The sequence below is a fragment of the Achromobacter sp. 18P8.1.1 genome, from assembly GCF_057799415.1.
This window is the reverse complement of sequence record NZ_JBYOKH010000016.1, coordinates 18496-34491: the sequence shown is the minus strand read 5'-3', so window position 1 is coordinate 34491 and position 15996 is coordinate 18496. Positions and strand designations below refer to the sequence as shown.

The following is a 15996-nucleotide window of genomic DNA, read 5'->3' as shown; positions in this document are numbered from 1 at the left end:
CGCGCAGGCGCGTGCCCCGATCGGGTGCTAACCGGCGCTTGCGGTTTCCTCCAGCCCCTGCGCGCCGGGGCGCAGGGCGAACACGGCGCCTTCCAGGGAGCCGGGCGCGGCTGAGGGAGGGCGGATCGAGGTGACGAGCAAGGTGTCCATCGCGGCGCCGCCGAAGGCGCACATCGCGATCTTGGCGGCGGGAACGGCGAGGGTCCGATCCAGCCTGCCGTCGGGCGTGTAGCGGTAGATGCGCCCGGCGTCGTTGCCGCAGATCCAGTAGCCGCCGTCCGTGTCCACTGCCGCGCCGTCCGGACGGCCGGCGGGCAAGGCGGCGATGAAGAGCCGGCGGTTATGCGGCGTGCCGGTATCGATGTCGTAGTCGAACGCCCAGACCGCGCCACGCGTAGGATGGGAGTCCGACAGATACATCGTCCGGCCGTCCGGGCTGAAGGCCGTGCCGTTGGGCACGATCAGATCGTCCAGCAGCACCGCCACGCCGTGCGCGTCGTAGCGGTACAGCTTGCCGGCGGGCTGCGCCAGACTCATGTCCATGACCATCGTGCCCGCCAGGAAACGGCCTTGCCGGTCGCAACGGCCATCATTGAACCGCATGCCGGGCGCCGCGTGCGGGACGGTGGCCAGCAACCGGGGTTCACAGGGAGCGCCCGCCTGCAGCGCATCGCAGGCGTACAGGCCGTCTTCCATCGCCAGCAGCCAGCCTGGGCCGCGCATCGCAAGGCATCCTGCCATCTGCGGCAGCGCCCATTGCGTGATGCCGCCGCTTGCCGGCGACCAGCGCCACAAGGTCTTGCCAGGGATGTCGGTCCAGGTGAACGTCTGATCGGCAACGCGCCAGACCGGGCTTTCTCCTACGCCGCACAACATGGTCCCGATACGTTCGGCAGTGGCGGACATGGTGGCAGTTACTCGGCCGGAAAAGGAAAGGGGCCTGCCTTGACGAACGCGCCGCCCTGATAGCGGGCGGCGGGATCATCGGCCGGCAACGGGGCCTGCGCTTCGACCTGCGCGCGGAAACGCTCGGAGGAGTCCTTGGGGACGAACCCCAATACGCGGGCGGCGTCGTCGCTCCACCAGCTGTCGCGGTTAGCCGACGCGCCGTAGACGATCAGATGGCCGACATCCGGCGTGAACAGCGCACGGGTGACCAGGTCGGTCAGGTCGTCGTAGCTGAGCCAGGTGACCATCATGCGGCGGTCCTTGGGCTCCGGGAACGACGAGCCGATGCGCAGGCACACGGTTTCGATGCCGTAGCGGTCGAAATAGAAGCGTGACAGGTTTTCGCCGTAGGCCTTGCTCAGGCCGTAATAGCCGTCGGGACGCAAGGGCACGTCCGCGTCCAGCTGCTTGCCCTGCTCGTAGAAACCGATGACGTGGTTTGAACTGGCGAACACCACGCGTCGCACGCCGTGGAGGCGGGCGGCCTCGAACAGGTTGTAGACGCCCTGGATGTTGGCGGGCAGTATCTCTTCGAAGGGCCGCTCTACCGACACGCCGCCCAGGTGAACGATGGCGTCGACCCCCTGAACCAGCCGGGACACGGCAGCGGCGTCGGCCAGGTCGCAGGGCAGCGCCTCTTCACCGGGGGCGGCGGGGCCCACCTCGGCCAGGTCGGAAACGCGCAACACGTCCGCATGGGCCTTTAACCGGGGCCGCAGCACTTGGCCGAGGTTGCCGGCGGCGCCGGTCAATAACAAACGATGACAGCGAAACGTGGCAGGCGTGTTGTTGACAGTTCGGCTCATGGCGCAATGCTCGGTGGATGGCGCGGGGGAGTGGACTTATCTGGTACGTTATCGTACAACTTGAGCAAAGTATAATGAGCGCCAAATTTCAGCGTCAAGCTTTGCGCAACCGCCTTCGGATAATCCCTGATGAACGCTCCTGTCGATACCCCCGTCTTGCCGCAGCGTCGTCCCCGGAACCTGGCCCAGGGCCTGGTTGAAAATATCTCCGAACGCATCCGAAGCGGCGATATCCGCCCTGGCGACAAGCTCCCCACCGAATCCGAAATCATGCGTCAGTTCGGCGTCAGCCGCACCGTCGTGCGCGAGGCACTGTCCCGTCTGCAGGCGTCGGGCTTGGTGGAAACGCATCACGGCGTCGGCACGTATGCGCTGGAACCCAGCGGAGGCGGCGATTTTCGCGTCGATCCTGCCGACATCGCCACGGTACGCGATGTGCTGGTGCTGCTGGAATTGCGCATCTGCCTGGAAAGCGAGGCAGCCGGCCTGGCCGCCATCCGCCGCAGCGATGTGCAGTTGCAGGAAATGCGCCGTGCGTTGGACCTGTTCCGCAGCGCGTTGGAAACCGGCGGCGACACGATCACACCGGATTTCCAGTTCCATCTGCTGGTGGCGCAATCCACCGACAACCGCTACTTCGCGGACCTCATGTCGCACCTGGGTTCCGCCATCATTCCGCGCACCCGCATCAATTCGGCCAAGTTCGCGCACGAAGACCGCGCGGCGTATCTGGCGCGCGTGAATCTTGAACACGAAGACATCTACAGCGCGATCATGCGCCAGGATGCCGAAAGCGCCCGCGCCGCCATGCGCACGCATCTGAGCAATAGCCGCGAACGCCTGCGCCGCGCGCAATAGCAGGCGGCTGTACGCAGCGGGAAGCTGTGCACCGCGTCCCTCTATTTGAAATATGATGTCGTACAACGTTTGACGGCGACGACATTCACTGCCGACGCCTGCCAAACCGCGTTAACCTTGGCCCGTTTTCATTTCAGGTCAACGAGGCGGCATGGCTTTGCTCGGCACACCCAGCAGGATTTTTTCATCTGAACAGGCGGACCCGCGCCGCCCGGGGAGGGCCGTCGCATGCGCCGCCTGACACTCCGGTTCATCGTTGCCGTCCTGGTGATGCTGACGCTGTCGCGTCTGGGGCTGTCATTCTGGATGTGGGATCGCGTGCAGGCCGCAGGCGGCCTGTGGCCCGTTCTGTTCGGTGGATTGCGCATCGACGTGTGCCTGCTGTCGATGGTGATCGCGCTGCCGGCCGTGTTTTCGCCCTGGTTCGGACACCGGCCGTTGGCGGCCCGCATCACCGCGTGGTGGTTCCGCATCTGGTGGATGCTGTATGTGCTGCTGGAAGTCTCCACGCCGCAATTCATCGCTGAATACGATACGCGTCCGAACCGCCTGTACTTCATCTATCTGCTCAACCCGAAGGAAGTGGGGTCGATGCTGTGGCAGGGCTACAAGGGCGTGCTGCTGGCCGCCTTCGTGGTGCTGGTGCTGGCGGCATGGCTGGCCGTCAAGCTGTTCCCGACGCGCTCGCGCGATTCGTTCATGGCATGGTGGAAGCGGCCGATCGCCTCCTTCGTGATCCTGGCGTTGGTCGTGCTGGGTGCACGCGGCACGCTGGAGCATCGGCCGATCAATCCGGCCAAGGTCGCCTTCAGTTCGGACGCCATGGTCAACGCGCTGGCGCTCAATTCGCTGTACAGCGTGTTCGACGCCGCCTACCGGATGCGCGACGAGCGCTCGTCTGCGGCGATGTACCCCAAGATGCCGGTGGACCAGATGAACGCCATCGTGCGCGAGAAGGCGGGCCTGACCGGCGCGCCGCTGGACCCGCGCTACCCCAGCCTGCACGAGCAGAAAGCCACGGTCCGTCGCGACAAGCCGCTGAACGTGGTGATCATCCTGCAGGAAAGCCTGGGCGCGCAGTACGTGGGCAGCCTGGGCGGCCGCGATCTGACGCCCAACATCGACCGCCTGGCGAAGGAAGGCTGGATGTTCCACCGCGCCTATGCGACGGGCACGCGCTCGGTGCGCGGCATCGAAGCGGTGACGGCAGGCTTCCTGCCCAGTGTGGCGGATGCCGTGGTCAAGCTGCCGCGCTCGCAGACCGGTTTCTTCACCTTGGCGCAGGTGCTGGGCAAGCACGGCTACCACTCGCGTTTCGTCTACGGCGGCGAATCGCACTTCGACAACATGCGCGCGTTCTTCCTGGGCAACGGTTTCGACGAAGTCGTGGACCGTCCGAAATTCGTGAACCCGGTATTCGAAGGGTCCTGGGGCGCATCGGACGAGGACATGTTCACCCAGGTCGACCGCCTGCTGCGCGCCGATGGCGACAAGCCGGTCTTCACGCTGGCGTTTTCGGTAACGAACCATTCGCCTTGGGAATATCCGGAAGGCCGTATCCAGCCCGTGGGCGAGCCCGCCACGGTGGACAACACGGTGCGGTATGCGGACTGGGCGTTGGGGCAGTTCTTTGAGAAAGCCAAGAAGGCGCCGTATTGGGACAACACCGTGTTCCTGGTCATCGCGGACCACGATTCACGGGTCTACGGATCCATTCCCGTGCCGGTGCGCCATTTCCAGATCCCGGCCCTGATCCTCGGCGCCGGCATCGCACCGCGCCAGGACGAACGGCTAGTCAGCCAGATCGATATGGCGCCGACGCTGTTGTCGCTGATTGGGTTGGATAACGTGAACCCGATGTTGGGGGCGGATTTGACGCAACGCGATCCGAACCGGGCGATCATGCAGTACGCGGATAACTTCGGGTATCTGCAGGGTGACAAGTTGCTGGTGCTGGAGCCGTCAAAGGATCCCCGCGAGTTCCGGTACGAAGCGGCGCCCGTCGGGCGCGATGAGGTCTACGCGCCGGTGGAGCCTGCGGATCCGAATTTGACGGAGGAGGCGTTGGCGCATGCTTTGTGGGCTTCTTGGGTGTATCGGGAGGGGAAGTATCGGTTGCCTTGATTTGGTGTTTTTGCTTTGGGCGTTGTAGGTTTTAAAGACGCCCGGCGAGTCGGTGGCCTGCGGGGCGCGGGTCAACGATTGCGGTCCGGAGCCTTCGCTCCGGACTGCCCCTTGTCATCTTCGTTGTTGCCTGCGGCAACTGCCTTCAGATTCCCTCGGGCTTATCGACGCCCCGCGCCCCGCAGGCCACCAACCCACCGTGCTTTGGTGGTAGCAATCTCACGGTAGCGGGGGAGAACGGTTTGCTTAGGGTTCTCTCCACCAGGGGTGGGTGGTGGAAGATCTTGCGGGGCCCGCTCCCGGCCGGCCGCGCGGGCGGCCTTTGGGAGCTTACGCATGGTCTTGCGTCATGTGATCTTCGCTTCGCGTGTGGGTGGCGCTGTTCTTCTTCTTCTTCTTCTTCGTAGGATGGGTGGAGTGCGTTCCGGTAACCCCAAGGAAATGGCTGTATGCCGCACGTAACCCATCACCGATGCATGCCACCATGATGGGTTACGCGCGACGGACGTCCCTGTCCTGCTGACGGGTGTGCCGCGCTCCACCCATCCTACGGATGCGAGAACGCGAGAACTCGAGAACGCGAGAAGACGAATGTCGATTAACGATCGACGATTGATGACCCATCAAAGAAGCACCAGTGCCGCAAGCACACAGCACTCTCCCTCTTAGACGGGTGGCGCGCGTACAGGTGCGAAGAAGCGAGCAGCTATCTGCCGCGCGCCACCCGTCGCTCCACCTCCCCCATCTGACGGCGGGGCCCAGTAGAAAACCACTCCCCACAAGCGCGCAAGCGACCACCGCTACGACGTCTCAGAACGCGTATGCAGAATGCGGCCGCCCGCGCGGCCGCATGAGGCGGGCCCCGCAAATCTCGTCACTAATCCGGAACCTGGCAGCGCGCAAACCAAGACGGCGCAGCCCGTCGGTGTGGTCGGCCTGACTGCGCGCAACCTTGATGCGCCCGAGGGAATCTGAAGGCAGCGGCCGCAGGCCGCAACGAAGATGACAACGGGGCAGTCCGGAGCGAAGGCTCCGGACCGCAATCGTGGGCGCGCGCAGTCAGGGCGACCGCACCGATGGGCGACCTACGTAAGCGCTGCGGCGATCACGCCTCAAGGCGACCTACGTAAGCGCTGCGGCGATCACGCCTCAAGGCGACCTACGTAAGCGCTGCGGCGATCACGCCTCAAGGCGACCTACGTAAGCGCTGCGGGGATCACACCTCAAGACGACCTGCGTAAACCCGCGCCGATCACCCCACACGCCCCACCCAAGAAGAGAAAACTCAAACCCGCGCCGGCAACACCGTCCCGGACGCCTCCCCAAACCCAATCCTCGGATATCCCGCCTTCAAGCAAGCCGCCCGCATGATGATCTGATCGCCATCCTGCAGGAACGTCCGCTTCTCTCCCCACGGTAGGTCGATTGCCGTCTTGCCGCCATTGCTCAATTCCAGCAATGAACCGGCTTCCGAAGGCTGCGGCCCGGACAGCGTGCCCGTGCCCAGCATGTCGCCCGGCTGCAGATTGCAGCCGTTCACCGTGTGGTGCGTGATCAGCTGGGCCACGTTCCAGTAGGCATCGCGGAAATTGCTGCGCGACAACGTCACGGCGGGCTGCTTGGCCTCGCGCGATTGTTGCGTCGTCATCAGCACTTCCAGTTGCACGTCGTAGGCGCCCTTCGCGCGGTTCGCGTCGGAGGCCAGGTACGGCATCGGTTGCGGTTCGGACGGGCCGCGGTTCCATTGCGTGCGGAACGGCTCCAGCGCTTCCATCGTGACGATCCACGGCGAAATCGTCGAGGCGAAGTTCTTGGACAGGAAGGGGCCCAGGGGCTGGTATTCCCAGGCCTGGATGTCGCGCGCCGACCAGTCGTTCAGAATGCACAGGCCGAACACGTGGCCGTCGGCGTCGGCCAGGCCGATACGTTCGCCTTGTTCGTTGCCGGTCCCCACGAAAATGCCCAGTTCCAGTTCGTAGTCCAGGCGCGCGCACGGGCCGAATTGCGGCGTGTCGCCTTCATTGGCCGGACGCGTCTGGCCGACGGGGCGGGGGAACTTCTGGTCCACGCCGATGCTGGAGGCGCGGCCGTGGTAGCCGATCGGCACCCACTTGTAATTCGGCAGCAAGGGATTATCAGGACGGAACTGCTTGCCCACTGCCGTCGCGTGGTGCACCGAGATATAGAAGTCGGTGTAGTCGCCGATGCGGGCGGGCGTGGTGTATTCGGCGTCGGCCTGCGCCACCAGCAACGGTTCGACTTCGGCGCGCAAGGCGGCGCCTTCGCGCAGTGCGCGCGACAGCGCCAGGCGCAGGGCGCTCCAGTGCGGTTGGCCCAACGCCATCAGCGCGTTCAGGCTGTCGCCCGCGCAAGCGGCCAGCGCCTCGGCGGCCAGGCCTTCAAATGGTTGCTTGGCGGCCAATGCGGCCAGGTCCAGGATCTGGTCACCGATCGCCACGCCCGGGCGGAACGACTCTTGCGTGCCCTTGCGGCGGAACGCGCCATACGGCAGGTTCTGGACCGGAAAATCGGACGTGCCGGTGTTGGCGCTGGCGATCCAGCTCTTCAAGGAGGGATCGTGGGTTTCGTTGATCGTGGTGGTCATGGTTCGCGTGTCTCTGTAATGGTGTGGGGGCCGGCAGAACTGACGGGCAGCGGCGCCGGAAAATTCAAAAGCCAAACGGCGATGCGCTTGCACGCATCGCCGTGGCTGGGAATCAGCGCAGTGGCGCCGTCACGCCTTCTTGGGATCGAAGTGCTTCACGATGCCCTGCCAGCACCGGTAATAGTCGCCCTGCAATTCTACCGACGCCAAGGCCTGCCCGGTCGGGCGGATGACACGGCGCGTTTCGAACATGAACGCCATCGTGTCGCGGATGTAATGGGCGGCGTGCGTGTCGGCGTGCGAGGCCTTCTCGAAGGTCTCGGCGTCGGGGCCGTGGCCGCTCATGCAGTTGTGCAGGCTGGCGCCGCCGGGGGCGAAGCCATCGGCCTTGGCGTCGTATACGCCCTGGATCAGGCCCATGAATTCGCTGGCGACGTTGCGGTGGAACCAGGGCGGACGGAAGGTGTCTTCCATGGCCAGGATGCGCGGCGGGAAGATCGCAAAGTCCATGTTGGCCGTGCCCGGGGTGTCGGACGGTGCGGTCAGCACCGTGAAGATCGACGGATCCGGATGGTCGAAGCTGATCGAGCCGATGGTGTTGAAGTGGCGCAGGTCGTACTTGTACGGCGCGTGCGTGCCGTGCCAGGCCACGACGTCCAGCGGCGAATGGTCGATGGATGCGCGCCAGAATCCGCCCGTGAACTTGGCAATCAGTTCAAAGTCGCCTTCCACGTCTTCATACCAGGCCACCGGCGTCTGGAAATCACGCGCGTTCGCCAGACAGTTCGAGCCGATGGGGCCCAGTTCGGGCAAGCGCAGGGCGGCGCCGAAGTTCTCCAGCATGTAGCCGCGCGCGGCGCCATCCAGGAGTTCGACGCGAAAGCGCACGCCGCGCGGGATAACGGCGATTTCCAGGGGTTCCAGATCGATCAGGCCCAGCTCGGTGGCCAGGCGCAGGCGTCCTTGCTGGGGCACCAGCAGCAGTTCGCCATCGGCGTTGTAGAAATAGCGGCCCTGCATAGACCGGTTGGCCGCGTACAGGTGGATGGCCACGCCGCCCTGTTCGTCAGGGCCGCCGTTGCCGCCCCAGGTCTTCACGCCTTCCAGGAAGTCGGTGGGGGCGTCAGGGATGGGCATCGGGCTCCAGCGCAACTGGTTGGGCGTGACCGGGCCATGGCCGAAGGTGCTTTCCCAGCCTGCCGCGCCGGCAAAGGGCTCGAACGGCTTGTGTTGCGCGCCCGGGCGGATGCGGTACAGCCAGGACCGGCGGTTTTCGCTGCGGGGGGCGGTGAAGGCGGTGCCGGACAGTTGCTCGGCATACAGGCCGTACGGGCATTGCTGCGGCGAATTGCGGCCTACGGGCAGGGCGCCGGGCAGCGCTTCGGTCGCGCAGTCGTTGCCGAAGCCGGTCTGATATTTCAGTTCCATGGAATCCTCCTGGGTGGCGGCGCGGTGCTTGGCCGCGCGGTCGGTATCTGAGGGCGGTCTGGGTTGAACCCAGCGCCGATTCCCTATTGTCGGAAAAAACGCCCCTTGCGGCTACGGGAATGCAAAAATAGAGACTATAAATTTTGTGAATAGTAGGGGGCCCTATGGCCGAATTGCGCAACGTCGACCTGAACCTGTTGATCCTGTTCCAGCATCTGCTGGAAGACCGCAATCTGTCGGCCGTGGCGCGGCGGATGGATCTGACGCAACCCGCGGTCAGCAACGCCCTGCGCCGCCTGCGCGAGGCCTTTGGCGACGAGCTGTTCGTGCGTACCGCGCAAGGCATGCTGCCCACCCCGCGCGCGCAGCGGCTGGCGGGCCCCGTCAGCGAAGCGCTGACGATGCTTAGCCAGGCCTTGCAGGATCAGGACGTGTTCGACGCCGCCACCAGCAACCGTCGCTTCCGGGTGGCGATGACGGACGTGGGCGAAATCCACTTCATGCCCCGGCTGATGGAGGTCTGCGTGCAGGTGGCACCGCAGGTGCGCATCGATTCGGTGCGCGTGCAGGGGCCGGATCTGCCGCGTGAAATGGAGTCGGGCCGGGTGGACCTGGCCATTGGCGCGTTCGACGAAATGGGGGCGGGCACGCTGCAGCGCATGCTGTTCCGGCAGGGCTATGCCACCCTGTTCCGCCAGGCGCATCCCACGGCGCACGCGGGCATGGGTATCAAGGCATTCCGAGCCGAGCGGCATCTGATAGTGTCGCGGGCCGCGCCTTACGGACAGGTCAACCAGTCCATGGAGCGCGCGGGCGTGGAACTGGCCGAACACTTCAGCGTGCCGCACTTTTCGGCCGTGCCCTACATCGTCAGCGCGACGGACTTGCTGGCGACCGTGCCGGAAAAACTGGCCGCCAGCGCCGCGCCACCGTTCGGCCTGCGCTTCATGACGCCGCCGGTGAAGGTGCCCGCGCTGCAGACGAACATGTATTGGCAGCGCAGGGTGGATCGCGATGGCGGCAACCAATGGCTGCGCGCGTTGATCGTGAATACGTTCGCGGTGGGGTTGTAAATGTCCGTGGCCGCGGCAGGAAGGGGCGGGGGGGAAATGCCGCCGGGTGTCGGCTGAGGGGGGGGGAATGCGGCCGGGTGTTTGGCTCGGGGGCGGCTCGTAGGATGGGTGGAGCGCGGAACGGTTTTGCCTGGAAAGCTGCGCCCCAGCGCGCGTAACCCATCAAGCAGCCCTGGATGCTTGGCTGCCTCAGCCACAACGCAACCGCTGCTTGATGGGTTGCGCGCGTTCGACGTCGGGGTTCTTTTTTTCGGTGTCCCGCGCTTCACCCATCCTACGCTTGCACGACTGAGGCGCGGGCCTGTTGCAGGGCTTCGCGCAGCAGCGCCACGTCGCCCAGGTGGTTGGCCAGCAGCAGGATCAGCGCCGCGTTCAGTTCCTGGCTTTGCTCGTTCGTCAGGTCGCGGTGCGTTTCGATCAACGCTTCGTAGAAGTCGTCGGGCGAGCTCAGATTGGTTTCGGTAATCAGCATGATGGGTTGACCTCTGGATTCAGGCGTGGCCCGTGGCCCGGCGGACGGCGCGGGCGACGGCATCGGCGTCGAATGCGCGCCAGCGCGCGGCGATGTGCTGGTCGGGGCGGATCAGGTAGGCGGTGCCGAGCTGCGCGTCGTAGCGTTTGGCCAGGCAGCCTTCGGCGTCCGCCACCACCGGCAGGTCCGCGGGCACGCCGGACACGTCGCACTGCGCGCCCGCGACCAGGATGGCCTTGACGGGCACCGGCGCCATGCGCAGCGCCTGCAAGGCCTGGAGCGTGTTGGTGCTGGGCAGCGCATCGCCACAGAACAGCGCCAGGACGAAGCCGCTGTCCAGCTGCGCCATCCACCAGTCCTGTTCGCCGCGGCACGTCACGGGTGCGTCCAGCGCGACCGCGCCGGGCACCATGCGGCCCGTGAAGGCATCCGCATCCGGGGTGTTCAGGGGCGACTCGCCGTAGGTGGCGGGCAGCGACAGGCGTCCGCTGTTGACGAGTGAACGCGCGAATGGATGCTTCTTGGCCAGGTTCAGCACCGCGTTGCGGAAGCTGCGGCTGATGTCGCTCTTGGGCGTAATGAAATCGGTGGCGCGCGACGAATTCAGGATGTTCTCGTCGGCCGCGTACTCGCGCTCGGCGCTGTAGCTGTCGATCAGCGCTTCGGGCGCCAGGCCCGCCAGCACCAGCTTCAGCTTCCACGCCAGGTTTTCGGCATCCTGCACGCCGCTATTGGCGCCTCGCGCGCCGAAGGGCGATACGCGGTGCGCGGAGTCGCCGGCGAACACGACGCGTCCGTGGCGGAACTTGTCCATGCGCTCGCAGGCAAAGGTGTAGACGCTGACCCATTCCAGATCGAACTGCGCGTCGGGCCCCAGCAGGGCGCGGATGCGCGGCAGCACGTTCTCGGGTTTGACGGCTTCGACGGGGTCGGCGTTCCAACCCAGTTGGAAGTCGATGCGCCAGACGTTGTCGGGCTGACGGTGCAGCAGCACGGATTGGTTGGGATGGAAGGGCGGATCGAACCAGAACCAGCGTTCGGTCGGAAAGTCCGCCTTCATCTTCACGTCGGCAATCAGGAAGCGGTCGCGGAAGATGCGGCCATGGCTTTCCTGGCCGATCAGCTTGCGCACCGGCGAACGGGCGCCATCGCAGGCGACCAGCCAATCGGCGTGGAGCGTGTACGGGCCTTCGGGGGTGTCGATCGTCAGGTCGACGCCGTCTTCGGCCTGGACCACGCCGGCGACCTTGTTTTTCCAGCGCAGGTCGATGTTGGGTTCCTGGCGCGCTTGCTCATACAGATAGCCTTCGGCGTAGTACTGCTGAAGGTTGATGAAGGCGGGGCGGCGATGGCCGGGTTCAGGCAGCAGGTCGAAACGCCACACTTCCTGTTCGCGGAAGAACACCTTGCCGACGTTCCACGACACGCCCTTGTCGATCATGCGTTGGCCGACGCCCAGGCGGTCCCAGATTTCCAGGGTGCGCTTGGAAAAGCAGATGGCGCGTGATCCGGTGGACAAGCGGTAGTCGTCGTCCAGCACCACGACTCGCACGCCCTGGCGGGCAAGGTCCAACGCGGTGGTCAGGCCGACCGGGCCGGCCCCCACGACCACGACCTGGTGCCGCGGCGCAGTGCCGGCGCTTTGGTCGGCGTGCTTTTCATAGGCGAACTCCATCGCCTGAAAGTCGATGTCTCCCACGGTTGTCTCCTGTGTGGGTCATTTTGTTTTTATGTCGCGATCCCGCGCGCCGTCCTGCGACGCGCGATTCCGCTTCTTGCAATGGTCGGTCAGGGCCGCTTCCGGTCAGCGCCGGCTACCGCGGCCCGTCGGGGTCAGCCTTCCAGCTGCGCCCACATTTCCAGGTCGCGCTTGTCGGTCCAGATGCGCGGATGCGTGTGGCCGGTGGCCTCGTCATAGGCGCGCGACACGTCAAACGGCATGCAATGGTCGAAGATCACCCAGTCGCTGTAGCGCGGCTTCATGAAGTCATAGACCTCGCGGTAGATCGTCTTCAGATCCTTGCCTTCGGCCACGCCACGGTTCACGGCGCCGTACAGGTCGGTCAGGAAGGCGCGGGTGCCGGCCAGGCCCTGGCGGACTTCGGTGGCGCTCTTCAAGGCCGGGCCGCGGCCGGGAACCATCTTTTCAGCTTCGAAGCTAGACAGAGCGTCCAGCGTGCTGGGCCAGTCGCGGAAGTAGGCGTCGCCGCAATACGGGGTGGACTGGTATTCGACCAGGTCGCCGGCGAACAGGATCTTCTGCTCGGGCAGCCAGGCGATGGTGTCGCCCTTGGTGTGGCCGCGGCCGACTTGCAGCAGCTTGACTTCCAGGTTACCCAGATTGACGGTCATTTCGCCCTTGAACGTCATCGTCGGCCAGACCAGGCCCGGCGGAATCGATTCGGCGTTGCGGAACAGGCGGGGAAAGCGGCCGATCTCGCTGGCCTTGTCCTGTTCGCCGCGTTCGACGATCAAGTCGTAGGTGTCGCGGCTGGCCAGGATTTCCTGGGCGTTGTAGGCGGAGGCGCCGAACACGCGCACGGCATGGTAGTGCGACAGCAGGATGTACTTGATCGGCTTGTCCGTGACTTCGCGGATGCGGCGGATCACGTCCTGGGCCATGACCGGGGTGGCCTGGGTGTCGATCACCATGACGGCCTCGTCGCCGATGATCACGCCCGTGTTGGGGTCGCCTTCGGCCGTGTAGGCATAGGCGTTGTCGGACAGTTTTTCGAACGAGACGACCTTGTCGTCCAGGTCGGCGTGCGAGGCGAATTGCTTGCTCATGGAGGCTCCTTCCACTGTTCTAGGAATAGGTGTGTGAAAGGAATATAGCTTGGCGTTAGTTTTCGTGCAATACGTTCGCTATAAACAAATGGCCTTGTTTTTACAGGGATTTCCCGGGGGTTTTCAGGCCGCCGGGGCTAGTTTCTTTGGCATTTTGGGCAGTAATAGGTGGCCCGTTGCCCCTGGACGAAACGCCGGATCGGCGTCGCGCAGACCCGGCACGGGAGGCCTTCGCGTTCATAGACCGCGGCATGGATCTCGAAATAGGCCCCGGGTTCGCCGGTGGCGCCGACATAATCCCGCAGGGTGCTGCCCCCGGAGGTCAGGGCGTCGGCCAAGGTGGCTCGGATCATGTCCGCCAGGCGGTCGCACCGGGCAGGCGATAGCTTGTTGGCCGGGGTCTTGGGGTTGATGCGCGCCCGGAACAGGCATTCCGATGCGTAGATATTGCCCACCCCCACGACGGCCAGCCCCGCCAGCAGCACTTGCTTGACCGCCGCGCTGTGGTTCTTGAAGTGGCGGTGCAGCCAGGCCCCGTCAAAGCGCGGGTCGAAGGGCTCGATGCCGAGTTTGGCCAGCAGCGGGTGGGTGTCGATGGGGCCATCGGCGTCCGGGTGCCACAGCACCGCGCCAAAGCGCCGGGGGTCATGCAGGCGCAGGACGGCTTCGTCGAATATCCATTCGACATGGTCATGTTTGCGCAGGAATTCACCCGGGGCGACGCTGCGCAGCGACCCGGACATGCCCAGATGCACGATCTGGGTGCCATGTTCGAAGCGCAGCAACAGGTATTTGCCCCGGCGGGCGCATTCCAGGACGGCGCGGCCGCCGATCAGGGCGGGCAGGTCCGGCGGAATGGGCCAGCGCATGCGGCCTTCGTGGACGACCAGGCGCTTGAGCGTCCGGCCAGTGATGACGGCGTCGATTCCCCGACGCGTGGTTTCAACTTCAGGCAGTTCCGGCATGAGCCAGTGTAAGATCATCAATTGCGTGTACGAAGATTGTGCCATCAACCGGACGGGCCGCGTGAAGTCGTCTTTCAAACAAATGAATATCGGGATCGCCACGCTTGCGCTTGCGCTGGCAACAGGTTTTGCGCTGCCGGCCCAGGCGGCCGACAGCCGGACGCGTGATGCGACCGGGCCCCGCATGGCGCCCCAGAACCGCCAGCCTGAAACCGAGGTGATCCGCCTGCGTCCGGGCCAATTGCCCTACGTATCGCTCACTGCCGACATCTTCTATCGCGTCCTCGCGTCAGAGATCGCCGCCCAGCGCGGCATGTACGGCACAGCGGCTACCACCATGATCGGCCTGGCCCGGGACACGGGCGACCCCCGCTTGGCCCGGCGTGGCCTGGAATTCCAGTTGGCTGGCGGCAATCTGCCCGGCGCGCTGGAAGCCGCCCGCGTCTGGGCGCGCCTGTCGCCCAACGACGTTGAGGCCAGCTCCACCGAACTGGCGCTGGCCGCCGCCAACGGGCAGACCAAGGGTCTGGCCCAGGCGCTGCGCAACCGCATCGACGCCTCGCGCGACAAGCCGGCCGCCATCGGCCAGGCCTTGGCCGTGCTGAGCCGCCTGAACGACCGCCGCCTGGCCCTGCGCATCCTGGACGAATCCCTGAGCGACAGCGTGCGCAAGCTGCCGGCCGCCCATCTGGCGCTGGCCGACGTGGCCTCCGCCTCGGGCGACTACGAGCGCGCCGCGCAGGAATCCCGCGCCGCGCTGGCTGCGGATCCCAAGTCCGAAGCCGCCGCCCAGCGCGTGCTGGAATACGGCTCGAAGGTAGATCCGCAACGCGCCCAGACCGAAGCCCGCGCTTATATCAACCGCAATCCCGGCGCCCGCAAGGTCCGCCTGATGCTGGCCGGCCAACTGGCCGACAGCGGCGACTACAACGGCGCGCTGGCTGAATTGCAGGCCATGTCGCGCCGTTCGCCGGAAGATTTCGACTTGCTCTTCATGCAGGCCCAGCTTGCCTACAAGGCGGGTCAGCTGCCGCAAGCCAGGAATCTGCTTCAGCAGTACCTGGACGTGCAGCAGCAGCGCCAGCGCGCCACGGTGCCCGGCGCCACGGATGCCGGCGCCGCCGCGGCGGACGCCCACGTCCTGCTGTCGCGCATCGCCGAAGACCAAGGCCAGTACGACGAAGCCATCAAGGAACTGGGCCGCATCGACGACCCGACGCTGCGCTATTCCGTCGCCATGCGCCAGGCTGCCCTGCGCGCCAAGAGCGGCCGGGTGGATGACGCGCTGGCCATGATCGATGCCGCCGGCCCGCAGGACGACGAAGAGCGCACGCTGGGCGTGCTGACCAAGGCGCAGATCCTGCGCGACGCCGACCGCATCCAGCAAGCGGTGAGCACGCTCGAAGCGGCCGACCAGGCGCTGCCGGACACGGTCGAGATCAAGTACGAACTGGCTATGCTGTACGAACGCCAGAACCGCCTGGCCGACCTGGAGCGCATGTTGCGCCAGGTCATCGCGCTGGATCCGGACCACGCCCACGCCTACAACGCGCTGGGCTACACCCTGGCCGACCACAATCAGCGCCTGCCCGAAGCGCTGGACCTCATCACCCAGGCGCTTGAGCTCTCGCCGAACGATCCGTTCATCCTGGATAGCATGGGCTGGGTGAAGTTCCGCATGGGCGAATCCGAGTCCGCCGCGGAATATCTGCGCCGCGCCTATAGCGTGCGTCCGGAAGCCGACATCGCCGCCCACCTGGCCGAAGTGCTGTGGTCCCAGGGCAAGCGCGACCAGGCGACGGAACTGCTGCGCGCCGCGCTGATGAAAGATCCCAAGAACAAGACCGTCCAGGACGTCGTCAAGCGTCTGGGAGTGGGCCTGTGACGGTTGGGGTGCAACGCTTGCCTGATGTGACGGCCTGGTTGCGCT

General features: G+C 65.5%; 12 protein-coding genes. 4 read left to right on the top strand and 8 right to left on the bottom strand.

The window, feature by feature from the left end:
- Nucleotides 1-27: 27 nt before the first annotated feature.
- Nucleotides 28-906 (bottom strand): SMP-30/gluconolactonase/LRE family protein, encoded by an 879-nt coding sequence (locus AC27VE_RS12625; protein ID WP_488704024.1) that lies wholly within the window; start codon nt 904-906, stop codon nt 28-30.
- Nucleotides 907-914: 8 nt separating this feature from the next.
- Nucleotides 915-1754, bottom strand: coding sequence for an NAD-dependent epimerase/dehydratase family protein (locus AC27VE_RS12620; protein ID WP_427958584.1), 840 nt, complete (start codon nt 1752-1754; stop codon nt 915-917).
- A gap of 129 nt (nt 1755-1883) precedes the next feature.
- On the opposite strand from AC27VE_RS12620, the gene AC27VE_RS12615 reads away from it, so the two are divergent.
- Both AC27VE_RS12615 and AC27VE_RS12610 read left to right on the top strand, forming a co-directional pair.
- The gene (locus AC27VE_RS12615) at nt 1884-2612 is read left to right on the top strand and encodes a FadR/GntR family transcriptional regulator (RefSeq protein ID WP_006226236.1); all 729 of its coding nucleotides are present in this window, start codon (nt 1884-1886) and stop codon (nt 2610-2612) included.
- Nucleotides 2613-2840: 228 nt separating this feature from the next.
- Entirely contained in the window at nt 2841-4736 is a 1896-nt protein-coding gene (locus AC27VE_RS12610; protein WP_488704023.1) for an LTA synthase family protein, read from the top strand.
- Between the two features lie 1285 nt (nt 4737-6021).
- On the opposite strand, the gene fahA is transcribed toward AC27VE_RS12610, so the two are convergent.
- Nucleotides 6022-7341 (bottom strand): fumarylacetoacetase, encoded by a 1320-nt coding sequence (fahA, locus tag AC27VE_RS12605; RefSeq protein ID WP_488704022.1) that lies wholly within the window; start codon nt 7339-7341, stop codon nt 6022-6024.
- Between the two features lie 129 nt (nt 7342-7470).
- A complete protein-coding gene (hmgA, locus tag AC27VE_RS12600) occupies nt 7471-8769 on the bottom strand; it encodes a homogentisate 1,2-dioxygenase (protein ID WP_315137677.1) in 1299 nt (432 codons plus the stop codon).
- 164 nt (nt 8770-8933) lie between these two features.
- Between hmgA and AC27VE_RS12595 the strand changes: the two genes are divergently transcribed.
- Entirely contained in the window at nt 8934-9842 is a 909-nt protein-coding gene (locus AC27VE_RS12595) for a LysR family transcriptional regulator (protein ID WP_427959239.1), read from the top strand.
- 274 nt (nt 9843-10116) lie between these two features.
- Here AC27VE_RS12595 and AC27VE_RS12590 read toward each other — a convergent pair whose 3' ends face one another.
- From AC27VE_RS12590 to mutM, 4 genes are all read right to left on the bottom strand, one after another.
- On the bottom strand, nt 10117-10314 hold the full coding sequence (locus AC27VE_RS12590; protein WP_006227578.1) for a DUF2783 domain-containing protein: 198 nt from the start codon (nt 10312-10314) through the stop codon (nt 10117-10119).
- Between the two features lie 19 nt (nt 10315-10333).
- Nucleotides 10334-12013 carry an FAD-dependent oxidoreductase gene (locus tag AC27VE_RS12585; RefSeq protein WP_488704021.1) on the bottom strand — a complete coding sequence of 560 codons (1680 nt, stop codon included), beginning with the start codon at nt 12011-12013 and terminating at the stop codon, nt 10334-10336.
- A 134-nt stretch (nt 12014-12147) separates the two neighbouring features.
- The gene (locus AC27VE_RS12580) at nt 12148-13101 is read right to left on the bottom strand and encodes an MBL fold metallo-hydrolase (protein ID WP_488704020.1); all 954 of its coding nucleotides are present in this window, start codon (nt 13099-13101) and stop codon (nt 12148-12150) included.
- A 137-nt stretch (nt 13102-13238) separates the two neighbouring features.
- Entirely contained in the window at nt 13239-14066 is an 828-nt protein-coding gene (gene mutM, locus AC27VE_RS12575) for a bifunctional DNA-formamidopyrimidine glycosylase/DNA-(apurinic or apyrimidinic site) lyase (RefSeq protein ID WP_006227581.1), read from the bottom strand.
- On the opposite strand from mutM, the gene AC27VE_RS12570 reads away from it, so the two are divergent.
- Nucleotides 14065-15951 (top strand): tetratricopeptide repeat protein, encoded by a 1887-nt coding sequence (locus AC27VE_RS12570; protein ID WP_427959245.1) that lies wholly within the window; start codon nt 14065-14067, stop codon nt 15949-15951. The two genes, mutM and AC27VE_RS12570, sit on opposite strands and share 2 nt — an antisense overlap.
- Nucleotides 15952-15996 lie beyond the last annotated feature (45 nt).

Excerpts from the sequence above, each read along its gene's own strand:
- hmgA (WP_315137677.1), bottom strand. The coding sequence starts at position 8,769 with ATGGAACTGAAATATCAGACCGGCTTCGGCAACGACTGCGCGACCGAA.
- AC27VE_RS12595 (WP_427959239.1), top strand. The coding sequence starts at position 8,934 with ATGGCCGAATTGCGCAACGTCGACCTGAACCTGTTGATCCTGTTCCAG.
- AC27VE_RS12615 (WP_006226236.1), top strand. The coding sequence starts at position 1,884 with ATGAACGCTCCTGTCGATACCCCCGTCTTGCCGCAGCGTCGTCCCCGG.
- mutM (WP_006227581.1), bottom strand. The coding sequence starts at position 14,066 with ATGCCGGAACTGCCTGAAGTTGAAACCACGCGTCGGGGAATCGACGCC.
- AC27VE_RS12580 (WP_488704020.1), bottom strand. The coding sequence starts at position 13,101 with ATGAGCAAGCAATTCGCCTCGCACGCCGACCTGGACGACAAGGTCGTC.
- AC27VE_RS12610 (WP_488704023.1), top strand. The coding sequence starts at position 2,841 with ATGCGCCGCCTGACACTCCGGTTCATCGTTGCCGTCCTGGTGATGCTG.
- AC27VE_RS12590 (WP_006227578.1), bottom strand. The coding sequence starts at position 10,314 with ATGCTGATTACCGAAACCAATCTGAGCTCGCCCGACGACTTCTACGAA.
- fahA (WP_488704022.1), bottom strand. The coding sequence starts at position 7,341 with ATGACCACCACGATCAACGAAACCCACGATCCCTCCTTGAAGAGCTGG.
- AC27VE_RS12625 (WP_488704024.1), bottom strand. The coding sequence starts at position 906 with ATGTCCGCCACTGCCGAACGTATCGGGACCATGTTGTGCGGCGTAGGA.
- AC27VE_RS12620 (WP_427958584.1), bottom strand. The coding sequence starts at position 1,754 with ATGAGCCGAACTGTCAACAACACGCCTGCCACGTTTCGCTGTCATCGT.
- AC27VE_RS12570 (WP_427959245.1), top strand. The coding sequence starts at position 14,065 with ATGAGCCAGTGTAAGATCATCAATTGCGTGTACGAAGATTGTGCCATC.